Raw genomic sequence first — 14,330 nt, forward strand, 5'->3', positions numbered from 1 at the left:
GTCACCACCGAGCAACCCCCCATCTGAGCGGGCAACCCCCAACCCCAGGCCGCAACCCCCGACCCGAGGGGTCATCCCCCGAGGTGGGGGGTTGCCGCCTCGGATAACCAGCGGGCAACCCTCCATCTCTGGGGGCAACCCCCCGACTCGAGTGGGCGAGCCTCGGGTCGGGCGGTGAGCCGGGAGTGGGGTTTTGTCGGTGGGGCGTGGCACTCTGATGGGCGATGACTGAGCCCGGGGTGTTGCTGACCGCCCGCGCCATGGTGCTGCACGACCTGGCCGCGCGGGGATTCGACGATGCGGTGATGGTGTCGGTGCTCGAGGACGCGGTGGCCGGCCGGCAGTGGTGGCTGGACCAGTGGCCGGACGGCGCCGAGCACATCGCCGGCCTGGTCGCGCAGGACGTCCAGGACCGGTTGGTCGACTCCGGCGTCCGCTGGCCGCGCTGCACCGCCTGCGACGACCTCAACGACCACGAGTTGCGGATCGAGCCCGAGCTCGGCCCCGACCCCCACTGGGTCTGCGAACGCGCCGGCATCTCCGTCGCCCCCCTCGGCCACCTCACCTAACCACCCCCGAACACACCGCCCCCGACCCCGTCCCTACGGCATCCCCGAGCGCACCGCTCCGTCAGGGTCCCGAGCACACCCCCGCTGCATCGGAGGGGCCGCCGTTCCGGAGCACAACCGAGCGCGGCTCGCCTGCATCAGACAGTCCGCCAGCCCCGAGCACCCCTGCACGCACCTAAGCACACCCAGGGAGATACCTGATTGCTCTACATGTAGCCAGGCTACTATTGTCTGTCTACATGAAGTCTCTTGCCGCGCTTCGCCTGGTCGCCGTGACGCACGCGATCGCGATCTGCCTGCAGCCGATCCTCGCGGGTGTCTACCTGAACGGCTCCGGCGATGCCCTGCGGATCCACGAACCGGTCGCAATGGCGGTCGGCACGATCGCCCTCATCCAGTTGCTGGTAGCAACGATCTGGTGGCGGTCCGGCGGCCGGCTCGCGGCCCCGCTGGTGTCACTGCTGGTGCTGGCCGGCGAAGGCAACCAGGTCAGCCTGGGCTACAGCGGTGACCTCGCCTTCCACCTCCCGCTCGGCATCGCCTTGGTGACGACAGCCGTCATCTTCGCCTTCTGGACCCTGCGACAGCGAGAGGAGGCGCGGGCATGACGACGACCGCAGTCATCCAGCCACGAGTACGACGACCGCGCGTATCACTGTGGTCGTTGCGGCTCGTCCTCCTGCTGCACGCCGGACTCGTAGTGGCGCAGCCGATCCTGGCCGGGTACTTCCTGTCCGGTGACGTCGACGCGATGAACGCGCACGGCCCGATCGGGTCGACGCTGTGGATGGTCTCGATGATCCAGTTCGTCGCCGCGGCCTGCTACTGGCTGGCCGGCGGCGGCCGCGTCTGGCCAATGCTGCTCACCGTCGTGCTGTTCTTCGCCGAGTTCGTCCAGTTGACCTTCGGCTACCTGCAGAACTTCGCCGTCCACGTCCCACTCGGTACGGCGATCGTCGTCACCGTCGTGTGGATGACCATCTGGTCCTTCCGTCCGGCTGCCCGCCGCAGCCGAAAGGACCCCACCCGATGAAGCCACAGCCGAACGGAGCTCGCCCGATGAAGATGTCCCGCCGCGGCTTCCTGGCCGTTGCCGGCGGCACCGGAGCCGCCCTCACCCTGACCGACTGCGGTCTTGATCCGTCGCCGTCACAGGCCGGAGAACTCCTCCGCAGCCAGGCCCCGCTGCCCGAGCCGTTCCAGGTCCCACTCCCCATCCCGCCTGTCAAGAAGCCGATCCGCACCGAGGCCGGCACCGACTACTACCGCGTCGTACAGAGCAAGGCGAGTCTGGAAATCCTCCCCGGCCTCAAGACCGAGATCCTTGGGTACGACGGCCTCCTGCCCGGCCCGACGTTCGACGTACGGAGTGGGCGGACCACTGTGGTCGAGCAGGTCAACCAGCTCGACGTACCGACCGCCGTACACCTGCACGGCGGTCACACCCCGGCCGCGAGTGACGGCTGGCCGCTGGACCTGCTCATGCCGCCCGGCGGCCACGAGGGCCATGGCGGTCACCACAACATGACCGGCGGCGACGTGAAGACGGGCAGTCGCGTGTACACGTATCCGAACACGCAGCGGGCCGCGACGCTCTGGTACCACGACCACCGGATGGACTACACCGCCCCACAGGTGTACCGCGGTCTGTTCGGCTTCCATCTCGTTCGGGACGACGAAGAGGACCGTTTGCCCTTGCCTGCCGGGGATCGGGAGATCCCGCTCGTCATCGCGGACCGCGCGTTCGCCGAGGACGGATCGTTCCTGTACCCCGCGGCGAAGGACCGGCCCGGCGTCGAGTCGGCGTACATGGAAGGTGTCATCGCGGACGTCACGCTGGTCAACGGTGCGCCGTGGCCGGTGCACGAGGTGGACGCGGTCCGCTACCGGTTCCGGATCCTCAACGCGGCCAACGCGCGTCGCTACGAGCTTGGCTTCGACAAGGGACCGGCGAAGTTCGTCCAGATCGGCAGCGACGGTGGACTGCTCGACGCACCCATCGAACACGACACCCTGGTGATCGCACCTGCCGAGCGCTTCGACGTGATCGTCGACTTCTCGCAGTACCAGCCCGGCGACGAGGTCACGCTGGTCAACAAGCTGGACAACAACGCGAACGTCCTGCGCTTCAAGGTCGCTCGCAAAGCCACTGACGAGAGCAGCATCCCGGCCAAGCTCTCGTCGTACGCCGTACTGCCGAAGCCGGCCGGCGTCGTCAGGCGGAAGTGGAAGTTCACCCGCGGCGACGCCGGTGGTCACAAGGGCTGGACGATCAACGGGAAGCCGTTCGATCCGGCCGTGATGCAGGCCCAGGTGAAACTGGACCAGTACGAGATCTGGACCTTCGTCACCGACGTCCACCACCCGGTGCACGTTCACCTCGCGCCGTTCCAGGTGCTGAGCCGCCGCGGCGGCGGCATCGGCGCGTACGACGCCGGCTGGAAGGACACGGTCGACATCCGGCCGGCGGAGGTGGTCGACGTACTGGTCAAGTTCACCGCTCACAAGGGCAAGTATCTGATCCACTGCCACAACCTCGAGCACGAGGACATGGCGATGATGGCCGGCTTCGAGACGGTTTAGGTACGACGCAACACGCGCAGCGCGAGCGCGAACATCCAGGCCCAGCCGATCGTCACGGCCAGCCGCTGGAAGACGCCGGCCCGCCAGAGGCCGACGGCGAAGGCGATCGTCAGCAGCCCGCAGATCAGGAAGTTGGCGGTTTGCACCCAGCCGTGATCGCCGAGCGCCAGTGAGCTGACCGGATGCCGCAGCGCGTCGTACCCGGAGCCCTTCAACGTGCCCTGGACCAGGAAGGTCACCACAAAGAGAGGTCCGGCCACCAGACCGCACGAGACCAGCCGCCTGGTCGTCAATCCACTCACCGCCGCAGTCGCCGCCGAACCAGACATCAGCGGACACCCCAGCCACGCACCAGCCGCACACCCCGCGCGCGCATCAGCGAGCGCCTTGGGCGAGGGCTTCGGTGGCGCGGGTGCGGAGGGCAACGCGGTCGACGCCGGCGGCCTGCAGGGCGCGGGCGACCCGGCCGTGGTCGGTGTCAAGGAGGCCGGCCAGGATGCGGACCGAACCGATCCGTGTGCCGCCGACCTTCGGGGGCACGTCCAGCGACCGCTTGAGCAGCAGTCGCACCGATTCGCCGATATGCGGATCGTGACTGTGATCCGGTGATGCCTGCGGCAACGAATCGACCCGGACCGCGATCCCCGCGACCGCCAGGCTCTGCTCCCACTCGCGATCCAGCGCCGCCCGGATCGCGTTCTCGGTCAACCCGGCATCGGCCAGCAGTCGCGCGGCCGGGTTGCCTTCCATCGCGGCCAGAGCGAGCAGAACGTGCTCGGCCTCGATCGTCCGGGAGCCGTCCCGGCGAGCGACCTCCCGCGCTCCACGCACCAGGATGGTGCGAACGTCCTTCGCGTCGGACGACATCAGCGCCTCCTCAGGGCGACACCCGCGGCGATCAGCCGCTTGGCGTGTTTCTTGTGAACGGCCTGCCGGGTGACCCCCAGCACCTCGGCCACGTCGGTCCAGCTCCAGCCGGCCCGCATCGCCTGCTCCACCTGGCTGTCCTCCAGCCGGTCGGCCAGCCGGCGCAGCGCCACCACCGCGGCCAGCCCGGCCCCGGGGTCCTCGGGATCCACCAACTCGGTCATATAAGCAACTTAGGTTGACAAAGCGAAAGCGTCAACCAAAGTTGCTTAACTCCGCTCTTGACGCCAGCCGAAGCGTCTCCGTATATTCAACATATCGGTTGATCAAGGAAGTGGTTGATAAAGATGGCAGTTGACGACGACCAGCTCGACCGGGCGTTCGCCGCCCTCGGCGACCCGGTCCGGCGAGCGATGATCGCGCGGCTGTCCCGCGGCCCGGCCACCGTCAACGAGCTGGCCGAACCGTTCCCGATCACCAAGCAGGCGGTGTCGCGGCACATCCAGGTGCTCGAGGCCGCCGGGCTGATCTCCCGGACCCGGGACGGCCAGCGCCGCCCGTGCCACCTGGAGCCGACCGTCCTCGAAGCGCTGACGAGCTGGATCGACGAGTACCGGCTGGAGACCGAACGCCGGTTCCGCCGGCTGGACGCCGTCCTCAAGACCGTGCAGGAGCAAGAGCAGTGACGACCGAGAAGGAGCAGGAGAAATGAACGCCACCATCATCAACACCCCCGCCGGCACCCCGTTCGTCGAGGTGATCCGCGAGTTCGACGCCACCCCGGCGCAGTTGTTCAAGGTCAGCACCGACCCCGACCTGGTCGCCCAGTGGCTCGGCCCGCGCGACGGCGGGATGACCGTGGAGACGTACGACGTCCGGCCCGGCGGCAGCTACCGCTACATCCACTTCGACGAGGCGGGTGAGTACCCGTTCCGCGGTGTCTTCCACACCGTCGACAAGGACAAGCTCATCATCCAGACGTTCGAGTGGGAGGGCGCTCCCGGCGAGGTCTGCCTGGAGAAGGCGACGTACGAGCCGACCGAGACCGGCGTCCGGCTGCACCAGCGCTCGGTGTTCCCGTCGGTGGAGACCCGCGACGCGTTCGTCGAGTACGGCATGGAGACCGGCATCCGCGACTCGATGGACCGGCTGGCCGAGCTGGTCGCAAAGGAGGGCTGACCGATGACCCAGGTCGTCGTCGACATCTCGGTCTCCCTGGACGGCTACGTCACCGGGCCCAACGTCGGCCTCGACAATGGGCTCGGCGACGGCGGCGAGGCCCTGCACGAGTGGGTCTTCAACGGCACCGCCGAGGACCGTAACGTGCTGGACGAGGCCTTCGAGTCCACCGGCGCGGTCATCCAGGGCCGGAACCTGTTCGACATCATCGACGGTCCGAACGGCTGGAACGACGAGATGGGGTACGGCGCCAAGCCGACCGGCGAGGTGAATCCGCCGATCTTCGTGGTGACCCACTCGGCCCCGGAGCGGACCCGGCTCGGCGACCGCTTCCGCTTCGTCACCGACGGCGTCGAGAGCGCGGTCGCCCAGGCCCGCGAGGCGGCCGGCGACAAGGAGGTCGTCGTGATGGGCGGCGGGCAGATCTGCCACCAGGTGCTCGCCGCCGGGCTGGCCGACGTACTGCGGCTGCACGTGGCGCCCGTCGTACTGGGCGACGGGACCCGGTTGTTCCCGGCCGGCGCGGCGCCGACCTACCCGCTGGACCTGGTCGGGACGGTCTCGACGCCGGCCGCGCAGCACCTCACCTATCGAGTCAAGAAGGAGAAGGTGTCATGGGCAACGTCATAGCCTCGGCCGTGGTGTCGCTGGACGGCTTCGTCGCGGACACCGAGGACGGTGTCGGACCGCTCTTCGACTGGTACGGCAACGGTCCGGTCGAGGTGTACGGCAGCGACCCGGGCCGCCCGTTCCACGTCAGCCAGGCGAGTGCCGACTACATCAACGCGACCTGGCCGAACGTCCGCTCCTGCGTGATCGGGCGGCGCCTGTTCGACATCACCAACGGCTGGAACGGCGTCCCCGCGGTCGGTGACCACGTCTTCGTGGTCACGCACGAACCGCCGGCCGACTGGCCGTTCCCGGACGCGCCGTTCACCTTCGTCGACGGGATCGAGGAAGCGATCGCGCAGGCCAAGAAGCACGCCGGTGACTCGACGTCACGGTGACTGGCGGCAACCTGACCGGCCAGGCCCTCGCGGCCGGCCTGGTCGACGAGATCTCCTACAACATCGCACCGGTCATCTTCGGCACCGGCGTGAAGTTCTTCGGCGACTACACCGCCGGCCAGGTCCTCCTGGACAACCCCAAGGTGGTCGAGGGCGACCGGGTCACCCACCTGCATTACCGGGTCAGCAAAGGGTGATCCGTGATGACGGTTCGGGAGCCTGGCGCCACCTCGGTGAAGCCGGCGTCCTGGACCACGGGCAGGCCGGTGGTCAGGAGGGTTTGCCAGTGCGTGGGGGTGGCGGTGCGGACGGCCAGCCTGAAGTCCGCAGTCGCCCATTCCTTCCGAGCCTGCACTGAGAGTGCGAGCCAGGCGAGGTGGGCGGCATGGCCGCACTGGGCCATCGCCTTACCGCTGGACATCGTCAGACCGGGGTTGATCCACAACACAGGTGCTTCCGGAGTGGACAGTTCGTCCTCCGGGTCCTCGAAGTCGGTGCCGGTCACCTGCAGCTTGGCGAGATCCTTCGGTACGGCGTCCAGCGGCACCGGCGGGAACACCCGGACCTCCGCGGTCGAGCCCCGCACCGTGATCCCCGGCAACGCCTCGGCGCGTCGCCATTCGGCCCCGCGCGCCCGGCGTACCACCTTCCGGATCCTGGCGTCCTGCCAGGCCAGCATCGCCTCGGCCCACTCCCCTTCGCCGGCCGACCGCTCGTCCGCCAGGATCGCGAGCACCGCCCGCGCCGCCGTCTCCAACGCATCCGTCTGCCCCGGCCGCGCGTTCTTCTCCACCCGCACGACCAGGGTCAGCACGTACTCATCCACGGCGTGAGTCTGCCAGGGCGGACCGCCAGGCCATCACAATGTCCGGCCTGCGTCCCGCGCCAGCGTGGCGGCGCGCAAGGAGTGCACTTGTGATGGCCTGGCGGTCCGCCGGCTTGTCGGCGGGCGGTGTTAGCGTGACCGGCATGCGGCAGTATCTGGATCTTCTTCGGCATGTGCTGGACCACGGGGTGCAGAAGGGCGACCGGACCGGGACGGGCACGCTGAGTGTCTTCGGATACCAGTCGCGTTACGACCTGCGCGCGGGTTTCCCGGCGGTGACGACGAAGAAGCTCCAACTTCGCTCGGTGGTCGGCGAGCTGATCTGGTTCCTGAGCGGCTCGACGAACGTGAAATGGCTGCACGAGAACAACATCGGCATCTGGGACGAGTGGGCCGACGCCGACGGTGAGCTCGGGCCGGTGTACGGCTACCAGTGGCGGTCCTGGCCGACGCCGGACGGGCGGCACGTGGACCAGATCGCCGGCGTGATCGAGTCGATCAAGAACACCCCCGACTCCCGCCGGCACATCGTGAACGCGTGGAACGTGGCGGAGCTCGACAACATGGCATTGCCGCCCTGCCACACGATGTTCCAGTTCTACGTCGCGGAGGGCCGGCTGTCCTGCCAGCTGTACCAGCGGTCCGCCGACATCTTCCTCGGGGTGCCGTTCAACATCGCGTCGTACGCGCTGCTGACTCACATGATCGCCCAGCAGACCGGGCTCGAGGTCGGCGACTTCGTCCACACCCTCGGCGACGCCCACATCTACCTCAACCACCTGGAGCAGGTGAAGCTGCAACTGACCCGGGAGCCCCGGCCGCTGCCGACGCTGAAGCTGGCCCCGCGCGACGCCATCGACGGCTACGAGATCGCGGACGTCGAGCTGCTCGGCTACGACCCGCATCCTTGGATCAAGGCGCCCATCGCCGTATGACCGAGCGAAGCGAGGGCATCATCAAGCACAGTGCGCCTCGTGTCTCATCCGCGCCCGGAGCGAAGCGAGGACGTGGATGAGCATCATTCTGATCGCCGCGGTCGGCGCCAATGGCGTGATCGGGCGGGACAACGACCTGCCCTGGCGGATCCGTGAGGACCTGCAGCGCTTCAAGCAACTGACCCTCGGCCACACGCTGGTGATGGGCCGCAAGACGTACGACTCGATCGGCCGCCCGCTGCCCGGCCGCCGTACCGTCGTCGTCACCCGGCAACCCGACTGGTCCGCAGACGGTGTCGAGGCCGTCCACACGCTCGAGGAAGCCCTCGAGTACGACGGCCACCTCTACGTGGCCGGCGGTGGCGAGATCTACCGCCAGGCCCTGCCGTACGCCGACCGCCTCGAACTCACCGAAGTAGCCCATTCCCCCGCTGGCGACGTCACCTTCCCCACCCTCACCCCCCAAGCCTGGACCGAAACCGCGCGGCACCCCCGCGACGGCTTCACCTTCGTCAGCTACCGGCGTAGCTAACAACGAGTACGCAACGGGGAAAGCCAGGGGGACCCGGAACCGCGTAGATTGTGTGCGCGTCACGGAGGTGACAGCGCATCTGCCGGGGGAAGCAGCGGAGGGGAACGACGATGACCGAGGCCGACAACACACCAGCGACGCCTGGAGCCGCCGCCGCGCAGCCGGCCGCGGCCGCGCAGCCGGCGGTGTCACCGCTGCAGCCGCCGACCGCGTCCGCGCCGGGGCTGATACTGACCGCGCCACCACCGTCACAGCCGGTCGCCGCAACGGCCGCGCCGACGATGGCGCCGGCGGTCGACCCGGCCGCGCTGCCGGGGCTGGACGCGAAGGTGGACACCTTCCTGTCCGCGCTGATGACGGCCGAGCCGCGCTCGCCGGAGTTCGCCGCCAAGGCCAGTGACGTCCGGAGCATGGGCGACGTCGACATCCGCGCCGCCGCGGAGAGCTCGAACCGGTTGCTGCAGTCGCCGGTCCGGGCGCTGCAGGATGGCGGCCTGTCCGAGGGTTCGACGGTCGGCAACACGTTGCTGGAGCTCCGCCGTACGGTCGAGGACCTGGACCCGAAGGAAGCCACCGGCCCGAAGAAGCTGCTCGGGATGATCCCGTTCGGGGACAAGATCGAGGACTACTTCCGCAAGTACCAGAGCGCGCAGAGCCACCTCGAGGGCATCCTGCACGCGCTGCGCAACGGCCAGGACGAGCTCGGCAAGGACAACGCCGCCCTCAACCTGGAGAAGCAGCAACTGTGGGACGCGATGACCCGGCTGAACCAGTACGTGTACGTCGCCGAGCGGCTCGACGCCCGGTTGTCCGCGGCCATCGCCGAACTGGAGGCGACCAACCCGGAAAAGGCGAAGGCGTTCCGCGAGGACGTGCTGTTCTACGTCCGGCAGAAGCACCAGGACCTGCTCACCCAGCTGGCCGTGTCGATCCAGAACTACCTGGCCATCGACATCGTGATCAAGAACAACATCGAGCTGATCAAGGGTGTCGACCGGGCGTCGACGACGACGGTCTCGGCCCTGCGTACGGCGGTCATCGTGGCGCAGGCCCTGGGCAACCAGAAGCTGGTGCTGGACCAGATCACCGCCCTGAACACGACCACCAGCGGGATGATCGAGCGGACCTCGGAGATGCTGCGGGACAACTCGGTCGCGATCCAGCAGCAGGCCGCGTCGGCGACGATCGGGCTGCCGCAGCTCCAGGCGGCGTTCGCGAACATCTACGCGACCATGGACGCGATCGACACGTTCAAAGTGGAGGCGCTGGACAACATGGCGGCCACCATCGGCACGCTGGAGACCGAGGTGACCAAGTCCCGCGCGTACCTGGACCGGGTCGCGCAGCAGGACCAGCGCGTCATCCACGGCAGCCTCGACCTCGACCTCGGTCGCTGACGCCCGGAGTGGCTGGGGGACGGGGACTGCATGGCGCTCGGTGACTTCTTCGCGCGGCTGGCCGGCCGCAAGGCGGAGCCCGAGCCTGCCCCGGTCCCCCGTCCGCCGACCACCGACGACCTGCTCGCGTCGCTCACCCGCGTCGAGCAGTTGGTTGCCGACGGCGCCGTACCGGCTGTGGTCGCGTCACGGGTGGCGCGGGTGGTCCGGACCGTGCGGGAGACGATCCCGCGGCTCGGCAACCTGGGCGGCAGCGCGCAGGCGTACTCGGTGATGGCGACCGCGACGGACTACCTGCCGGAGGCGATCGGTGGGTATCTGCGGCTGCCGCGGCAGTGGGCGGACACCCGGCCGGTCGACAAGGGCAAGACGTCGCTGATGATCCTGATCGATCAGTTGGACCTGTTGGGCTCCACGATGGACAAGGTGTTCGACGCGGTGAACCGGGCCGACGCGGCGGCGCTGATCGCGCACGGCCGATTCCTGCAGGAGAAGTTCGGTACCGGCTCGACCGGCGGCGGGCTGGCACTCGGCCCGACGGCCTCGACACCACCACCGGACACCGGACCGGCGGGACCACTGCAACCACCGACTGGACGAGGAGGGGCATGAGCGGCGAGGGGGGCAAGTCACTCCAGCAAGCTCTGTCGGAGCTGCTGGCGGTAGCTACTCGTGCCGGCATCCCGGACGACAGGGCTCGAGCCGAAGCGTTGTCATTGGCCGCTGCCTTGGCGGAGTCGGCTCCGGGCGCACCTGCCGATTGGGGCAAGGTCACCCCTGGTGCGACGACGCAGGACTTCTTCGATGCGGCTGTGCGCGGTCGCCGCTGGCGTGGTGCGCCGACTGCCGTGTTGTCCGAGCTGGTCGCACAGGGCTCGCCGGAGAAGGCTGCCTACGCGGAGGCCTTGGCTGAGGTCGCTTCGGCGGCCTGCACACTCGGCGAGCCGACGATGCGGGTGGTCGGCAACGCTTCGGTCGCCGCGGCGGCACAGCTGCAGGCCGCCGGCGCTCGCCCGTTGCAGGTTGGTACGACGCCTGTCGCGGAAGCCAAGCCCGCAGCTGCCGTTGCCGAGCAGCCGGAGGAGCCTGCTGAGCCGGCGAAGACGGTCGAAGAGCTGCTCGCTGAGTTGGACGCTCTGACTGGGCTGGCCAAGGTCAAGCGGGAGGTTCACCGGCAGGTCGCCGTACTCCGGGTGGAGAAGCTGCGGACCGAGGCCGGGCTGAAGAGTCCGACGATCACCCGGCACCTGGTGTTCGTTGGCAACCCGGGTACCGGCAAGACGACCGTGGCGCGGCTGGTGAGCGGGATCTACAAGGCACTCGGGCTGCTGTCCAAGGGCCAGCTGGTCGAGGTGGACCGTTCCGAGCTGGTGGCGGGGTATCTCGGCCAGACCGCGACGAAGACCGCCGACGTGGTCGCGTCCGCGGCGGGCGGGGTGCTGTTCATCGACGAGGCGTACAGCCTGACCGCGGGTACCTTCGGCGCCGACCAGTACGGCCGGGAGGCGGTCGACACGCTGGTCAAGGAGATGGAGGACCGGCGCGACGACCTGGTCGTGATCGTGGCCGGGTACCCCGAGCCGATGGCGGCGTTCATCGCGGCGAACCCGGGACTGGCCAGCCGGTTCCGGACCACGATCGGGTTCGACGACTACAGCGACGACGAGCTCACCGACATCCTCACCGGGCTCGCTGAAGGCGCCGACTACGAGCTGACCCCGGAGGCGCTGGCGAAGTTCCGGGAGATCCTCGCCGCGACGCCGCGGGACCGCTCGTTCGGCAACGGCCGGTTCGCCCGGAACGTGCTGGAGGCCGCGATCGGCCGGCACGCCTGGCGACTTCGCGACGTCACGGCACCCACCAAGGAGCAGCTGCGTCAGATCGTCGCCGCAGACCTCACCGACGAGCCCGAGACGAAGCCCGAGACCAAGCCCGAGACCAAGCCTGGGCCCGCCGCGGAGGTTGAGCCCGCGCCTGAGCCTGAGGTCGAGCCCGAGGCTGAGGTCGAGCCCGAGCCTGAGGTCGAGCCCGAGCCTGGGGCAGCAGACGGAAGCGTGCAGAAGGACCTGCCTGAGCAAGGAGACAAGGCGTGACCCAGACGCAGAGTGCGCCGCCCGCGACCTGGTCGCCGCCGGCCCAACAGTCCGCCCAGCCGGCGGTCCAGCAACCAGGAGCGCCGGCGGCGAGACGCGGCCCGATCGCGGTCTGGTTCGAGGGCACCCCGGGCCGGATGCGCGCGTTCCTGATCCTGGCCGCGGCGATGAGCGTCGTGTTCGGCCTGGCCGCCGCACAGGGCTTCCGGCAGTCCGACGGCGCGCTCACCCGCGCCGAGGCCAACGCCGCCCAGCTGGTCCGGATCCAGGCGATCCACACCAACCTGGTCAGCGCGAACGCCGACGCCACCAACGCCTTCCTGGTCGGCGGTCTCGAGCCGCCCGAGCAGCGCCAGCACTTCGTCGACTCGATGGCCGAGGCGGCCCGCCTGATCGCCGAGGCCGCGACCGCCCAGCCCGCCGACAAGGACGCGCTCGGCGCGCTCAACCAGACCCTGATCACGTACGACGGCCTGATCGAGCAGGCCCGGGCCAACAACCGCCAGGGCCTGCCGATCGGATCGCAGTACCTCAAGGACGCGAACGCCGTACTGCAGACCGACTCGCTCCCGCTGGTGAAGGCCTTGGTCCAGGCGAACGAGGAGCGCGTCGACACCGAGTTCGACGGGATCGGCCAGGGAACCATCTGGGTCCTCGTCGGCGGCCTGCTGACGCTCGTCGTCTTCGCCATCACCCTGCGCTGGCTGGCCCGCCGCACCCACCGCTACATCAACGTCCCCATCGCCGCCGGCGCCCTCCTCGTCCTCCTCACCACAATCGTCGGCGGCGCCGCGCTGTCCAGCGCCTCGGGCAAGGCCGCCGACACCCGTGGGAACGCCTACGACCAGACCCTGGCGTTGTCGAGGGCAAGAATCGCCGCGTACGACGCCCGCTCCAACGAAAGCCTCACCCTCATCGCCCGCGGCTCCGGCGACGCCTACGACAAGGCCTACAACACGTCGGCCGCGGTTGTCGCGAAGCAGTTGAGCGAACTCAACGACGCGGGCTTGCGATCGCAGTGGAACGACTACGACGAAGTCCACAAGTCGGTCCGGAGCGAGGACACGAAGGGCAACTGGGATGCGGCCGTCGCGCTGGCCGTCGGCAAGACGCCCGACGCGAACTCCGTGCTCGCGTTCCATGAGTTCGACAACAGCTCGAGCAGCCGGTTGAAGACGACCAGCGGCGACGTCAGCACCGAACTGATCGCCGCCCGCGACGGCCTGCCGCCGATCGGGTGGCTCGGCCTGCCGATCGGGATTGCGGCCGCGCTGCTGGTGGCCTGGGGCATCTCGCAGCGACTGGAGGAGTACCGATGAAGAAGCTGCTCGCCCCGATCGCCGCCTCGCTCGCGATCCTGCTCGCCGCCACCGCCTGCGGCTCCGGTGAGTACGCTGCGACCGAGATCCCGCCGAAGGTCCAGCCGAGCGAAGCACCGGCGGCACCACCTGCCACTCAGCCGGACTGCGGGAATGCGCTGGCGTCGTACGCCCCCGAGGGGACCATGCCGGCACCCGGCGCGATGCCGACCGGCACCTACATGGCCAAGATCCAGCAGCGCGGCCGGCTGATCGCGGGAGTGTCCGCGGACAGCCTGAACCTCGGCGCGCGGGACCCGGTCACCGGGCAGATCCAGGGCTTCGACATCGACATGATCTACGCGGTCGCGGACGCGATCTTCGGAAAGCCGGCGCCGGGTCAGCCGCACAAGGTCGAGCTGCGGGTCATCTCCAGCCCGCAGCGGATCCCGGTGCTGCAGAAGGAGCAGGTCGACATCGTCGCGCGGAACATGACGATCAACTGCTCCCGCTGGGCGCAGATCGCCTTCTCCGCCGAGTACTACCGCTCGGGCCAGAAGACGCTGGTGCCGATCGACTCGACGGCGAAGAGCCTGAAAGACCTGGACGGCAAGACGATCTGCGCCCCGGCCGGTTCGACCAGCCTGGACAACCTGAAGAAGGAGAACCCGCAGGCGGTGCCGATCACCGCCGACACCGACACCGGCTGTCTGGCGCTGTTCCAGTCGGGCAAGGCGTACGGCATCACCGGCGACGACACGGTGCTCGCCGGCGACGTCGCGCAGGACCCGTACGCCAAGGTTCTCGACGACAGAATCAGCAACGAGCCGTACGGCCTGGGCATGTCGCTGAAGCGCTCGGAGTTCGTGCGGTTCGTGAACCAGGTGCTCGACCAGATGAAGACCAGCGGCGCATGGATGATCTCGTACAACAAGTGGCTCAAGCCCGCCCTCGGGGAGCTGAAGGCTCCGCCGCCATCGGTCTACGGCCGGATCCCGGCGCAATGACAGTTCGTACGCCGACGGTGTCGGCCCCCTCGCCACC

Annotated in this window: 20 protein-coding genes; 16 read left to right on the plus strand and 4 right to left on the minus strand. The window is 69.0% G+C overall.

Going from position 1 to position 14,330, the window contains the following annotated elements; all coding sequences use genetic code 11:
- The first annotated feature begins 224 nt into the window (after window positions 1-224).
- From AB0F43_RS34670 to AB0F43_RS34685, 4 genes are all read left to right on the plus strand, one after another.
- A complete protein-coding gene (locus tag AB0F43_RS34670) occupies window positions 225-569 on the plus strand; it encodes a hypothetical protein (protein ID WP_360486861.1) in 345 nt (114 codons plus the stop codon).
- Between the two features lie 239 nt (window positions 570-808).
- Complete coding sequence (locus AB0F43_RS34675; RefSeq protein WP_360486864.1) at window positions 809-1,177, plus strand: hypothetical protein; 369 nt, start codon at window positions 809-811, stop codon at window positions 1,175-1,177.
- Window positions 1,174-1,602, plus strand: a complete 429-nt coding sequence (locus AB0F43_RS34680; protein ID WP_360486867.1) for a hypothetical protein — start codon at window positions 1,174-1,176, stop codon at window positions 1,600-1,602. The genes AB0F43_RS34675 and AB0F43_RS34680 overlap by 4 nt, the downstream gene beginning before the upstream one ends.
- On the plus strand, window positions 1,599-3,152 hold the full coding sequence (locus AB0F43_RS34685) for a multicopper oxidase domain-containing protein (protein WP_360486870.1): 1,554 nt from the start codon (window positions 1,599-1,601) through the stop codon (window positions 3,150-3,152). The genes AB0F43_RS34680 and AB0F43_RS34685 overlap by 4 nt, the downstream gene beginning before the upstream one ends.
- On the opposite strand, the gene AB0F43_RS34690 is transcribed toward AB0F43_RS34685, so the two are convergent.
- The 3 genes from AB0F43_RS34690 to AB0F43_RS34700 are packed head-to-tail and all read right to left on the minus strand — an operon-like array spanning window position 3,149 to window position 4,243.
- On the minus strand, window positions 3,149-3,481 hold the full coding sequence (locus AB0F43_RS34690) for a DUF998 domain-containing protein (protein ID WP_360486873.1): 333 nt from the start codon (window positions 3,479-3,481) through the stop codon (window positions 3,149-3,151). The genes AB0F43_RS34685 and AB0F43_RS34690 overlap by 4 nt on opposite strands.
- Window positions 3,482-3,527: 46 nt before the next feature.
- A complete protein-coding gene (locus AB0F43_RS34695) occupies window positions 3,528-4,019 on the minus strand; it encodes a Clp protease N-terminal domain-containing protein (RefSeq protein ID WP_360486879.1) in 492 nt (163 codons plus the stop codon).
- Window positions 4,019-4,243, minus strand: a complete 225-nt coding sequence (locus AB0F43_RS34700) for a hypothetical protein (RefSeq protein ID WP_360486882.1) — start codon at window positions 4,241-4,243, stop codon at window positions 4,019-4,021. Before AB0F43_RS34700 ends, AB0F43_RS34695 begins: the two co-directional genes overlap by 1 nt.
- 123 nt (window positions 4,244-4,366) lie before the next feature.
- On the opposite strand from AB0F43_RS34700, the gene AB0F43_RS34705 reads away from it, so the two are divergent.
- From AB0F43_RS34705 to AB0F43_RS34725, 5 genes are read left to right on the plus strand one after another with little or no spacing between them, the layout of a single operon-like run.
- The gene (locus tag AB0F43_RS34705; protein ID WP_360486885.1) at window positions 4,367-4,705 is read left to right on the plus strand and encodes a metalloregulator ArsR/SmtB family transcription factor; all 339 of its coding nucleotides are present in this window, start codon (window positions 4,367-4,369) and stop codon (window positions 4,703-4,705) included.
- Between the two features lie 22 nt (window positions 4,706-4,727).
- Window positions 4,728-5,198: an SRPBCC domain-containing protein gene (locus tag AB0F43_RS34710; protein ID WP_360486889.1), complete on the plus strand. Its 471-nt coding sequence runs from the start codon at window positions 4,728-4,730 to the stop codon at window positions 5,196-5,198.
- 3 nt (window positions 5,199-5,201) lie between these two features.
- Window positions 5,202-5,828 (plus strand): dihydrofolate reductase family protein, encoded by a 627-nt coding sequence (locus AB0F43_RS34715; RefSeq protein ID WP_360486892.1) that lies wholly within the window; start codon window positions 5,202-5,204, stop codon window positions 5,826-5,828.
- Entirely contained in the window at window positions 5,813-6,205 is a 393-nt protein-coding gene (locus tag AB0F43_RS34720; RefSeq protein ID WP_360486895.1) for a hypothetical protein, read from the plus strand. The genes AB0F43_RS34715 and AB0F43_RS34720 overlap by 16 nt, the downstream gene beginning before the upstream one ends.
- On the plus strand, window positions 6,202-6,402 hold the full coding sequence (locus tag AB0F43_RS34725; RefSeq protein WP_360486898.1) for a dihydrofolate reductase family protein: 201 nt from the start codon (window positions 6,202-6,204) through the stop codon (window positions 6,400-6,402). Before AB0F43_RS34720 ends, AB0F43_RS34725 begins: the two co-directional genes overlap by 4 nt.
- On the opposite strand, the gene AB0F43_RS34730 is transcribed toward AB0F43_RS34725, so the two are convergent.
- A complete protein-coding gene (locus tag AB0F43_RS34730) occupies window positions 6,381-7,031 on the minus strand; it encodes a peptidyl-tRNA hydrolase (RefSeq protein ID WP_360486901.1) in 651 nt (216 codons plus the stop codon). The two genes, AB0F43_RS34725 and AB0F43_RS34730, sit on opposite strands and share 22 nt — an antisense overlap.
- A 143-nt stretch (window positions 7,032-7,174) precedes the next feature.
- On the opposite strand from AB0F43_RS34730, the gene AB0F43_RS34735 reads away from it, so the two are divergent.
- From AB0F43_RS34735 to AB0F43_RS34765, 7 genes are all read left to right on the plus strand, one after another.
- The gene (locus AB0F43_RS34735) at window positions 7,175-7,966 is read left to right on the plus strand and encodes a thymidylate synthase (RefSeq protein WP_360486904.1); all 792 of its coding nucleotides are present in this window, start codon (window positions 7,175-7,177) and stop codon (window positions 7,964-7,966) included.
- 76 nt (window positions 7,967-8,042) lie between these two features.
- Window positions 8,043-8,498, plus strand: coding sequence for a dihydrofolate reductase (locus tag AB0F43_RS34740; protein ID WP_360486907.1), 456 nt, complete (start codon window positions 8,043-8,045; stop codon window positions 8,496-8,498).
- Window positions 8,499-8,608: 110 nt separating this feature from the next.
- The gene (locus tag AB0F43_RS34745; protein WP_360486910.1) at window positions 8,609-9,895 is read left to right on the plus strand and encodes a toxic anion resistance protein; all 1,287 of its coding nucleotides are present in this window, start codon (window positions 8,609-8,611) and stop codon (window positions 9,893-9,895) included.
- Between the two features lie 30 nt (window positions 9,896-9,925).
- Window positions 9,926-10,507, plus strand: a complete 582-nt coding sequence (locus AB0F43_RS34750) for a hypothetical protein (protein WP_360486913.1) — start codon at window positions 9,926-9,928, stop codon at window positions 10,505-10,507.
- Window positions 10,504-11,988, plus strand: a complete 1,485-nt coding sequence (locus AB0F43_RS34755) for an AAA family ATPase (RefSeq protein ID WP_360486916.1) — start codon at window positions 10,504-10,506, stop codon at window positions 11,986-11,988. Before AB0F43_RS34750 ends, AB0F43_RS34755 begins: the two co-directional genes overlap by 4 nt.
- On the plus strand, window positions 11,985-13,307 hold the full coding sequence (locus tag AB0F43_RS34760; RefSeq protein WP_360486918.1) for a hypothetical protein: 1,323 nt from the start codon (window positions 11,985-11,987) through the stop codon (window positions 13,305-13,307). The genes AB0F43_RS34755 and AB0F43_RS34760 overlap by 4 nt, the downstream gene beginning before the upstream one ends.
- Window positions 13,304-14,293 (plus strand): glutamate ABC transporter substrate-binding protein, encoded by a 990-nt coding sequence (locus AB0F43_RS34765; RefSeq protein ID WP_360486921.1) that lies wholly within the window; start codon window positions 13,304-13,306, stop codon window positions 14,291-14,293. The genes AB0F43_RS34760 and AB0F43_RS34765 overlap by 4 nt, the downstream gene beginning before the upstream one ends.
- The last annotated feature ends 37 nt before the right edge of the window (window positions 14,294-14,330 follow it).

This window comes from Kribbella sp. NPDC023972, assembly GCF_040639075.1.
Taxonomy (GTDB): Bacteria; Actinomycetota; Actinomycetes; order Propionibacteriales; family Kribbellaceae; genus Kribbella.

What these genes read in the sequence shown, in the direction of transcription:
- AB0F43_RS34720 (WP_360486895.1), top strand. Translation starts at nt 5,813, where the DNA reads ATGGGCAACGTCATAGCCTCGGCCGTGGTGTCGCTGGACGGCTTCGTC.
- AB0F43_RS34670 (WP_360486861.1), top strand. Translation starts at nt 225, where the DNA reads ATGACTGAGCCCGGGGTGTTGCTGACCGCCCGCGCCATGGTGCTGCAC.
- AB0F43_RS34715 (WP_360486892.1), top strand. Translation starts at nt 5,202, where the DNA reads ATGACCCAGGTCGTCGTCGACATCTCGGTCTCCCTGGACGGCTACGTC.
- AB0F43_RS34680 (WP_360486867.1), top strand. Translation starts at nt 1,174, where the DNA reads ATGACGACGACCGCAGTCATCCAGCCACGAGTACGACGACCGCGCGTA.
- AB0F43_RS34745 (WP_360486910.1), top strand. Translation starts at nt 8,609, where the DNA reads ATGACCGAGGCCGACAACACACCAGCGACGCCTGGAGCCGCCGCCGCG.
- AB0F43_RS34750 (WP_360486913.1), top strand. Translation starts at nt 9,926, where the DNA reads ATGGCGCTCGGTGACTTCTTCGCGCGGCTGGCCGGCCGCAAGGCGGAG.
- AB0F43_RS34740 (WP_360486907.1), top strand. Translation starts at nt 8,043, where the DNA reads ATGAGCATCATTCTGATCGCCGCGGTCGGCGCCAATGGCGTGATCGGG.
- AB0F43_RS34690 (WP_360486873.1), bottom strand. Translation starts at nt 3,481, where the DNA reads ATGTCTGGTTCGGCGGCGACTGCGGCGGTGAGTGGATTGACGACCAGG.
- AB0F43_RS34695 (WP_360486879.1), bottom strand. Translation starts at nt 4,019, where the DNA reads ATGTCGTCCGACGCGAAGGACGTTCGCACCATCCTGGTGCGTGGAGCG.
- AB0F43_RS34710 (WP_360486889.1), top strand. Translation starts at nt 4,728, where the DNA reads ATGAACGCCACCATCATCAACACCCCCGCCGGCACCCCGTTCGTCGAG.
- AB0F43_RS34735 (WP_360486904.1), top strand. Translation starts at nt 7,175, where the DNA reads ATGCGGCAGTATCTGGATCTTCTTCGGCATGTGCTGGACCACGGGGTG.
- AB0F43_RS34685 (WP_360486870.1), top strand. Translation starts at nt 1,599, where the DNA reads ATGAAGCCACAGCCGAACGGAGCTCGCCCGATGAAGATGTCCCGCCGC.
- AB0F43_RS34700 (WP_360486882.1), bottom strand. Translation starts at nt 4,243, where the DNA reads ATGACCGAGTTGGTGGATCCCGAGGACCCCGGGGCCGGGCTGGCCGCG.
- AB0F43_RS34765 (WP_360486921.1), top strand. Translation starts at nt 13,304, where the DNA reads ATGAAGAAGCTGCTCGCCCCGATCGCCGCCTCGCTCGCGATCCTGCTC.
- AB0F43_RS34705 (WP_360486885.1), top strand. Translation starts at nt 4,367, where the DNA reads ATGGCAGTTGACGACGACCAGCTCGACCGGGCGTTCGCCGCCCTCGGC.
- AB0F43_RS34755 (WP_360486916.1), top strand. Translation starts at nt 10,504, where the DNA reads ATGAGCGGCGAGGGGGGCAAGTCACTCCAGCAAGCTCTGTCGGAGCTG.
- AB0F43_RS34675 (WP_360486864.1), top strand. Translation starts at nt 809, where the DNA reads ATGAAGTCTCTTGCCGCGCTTCGCCTGGTCGCCGTGACGCACGCGATC.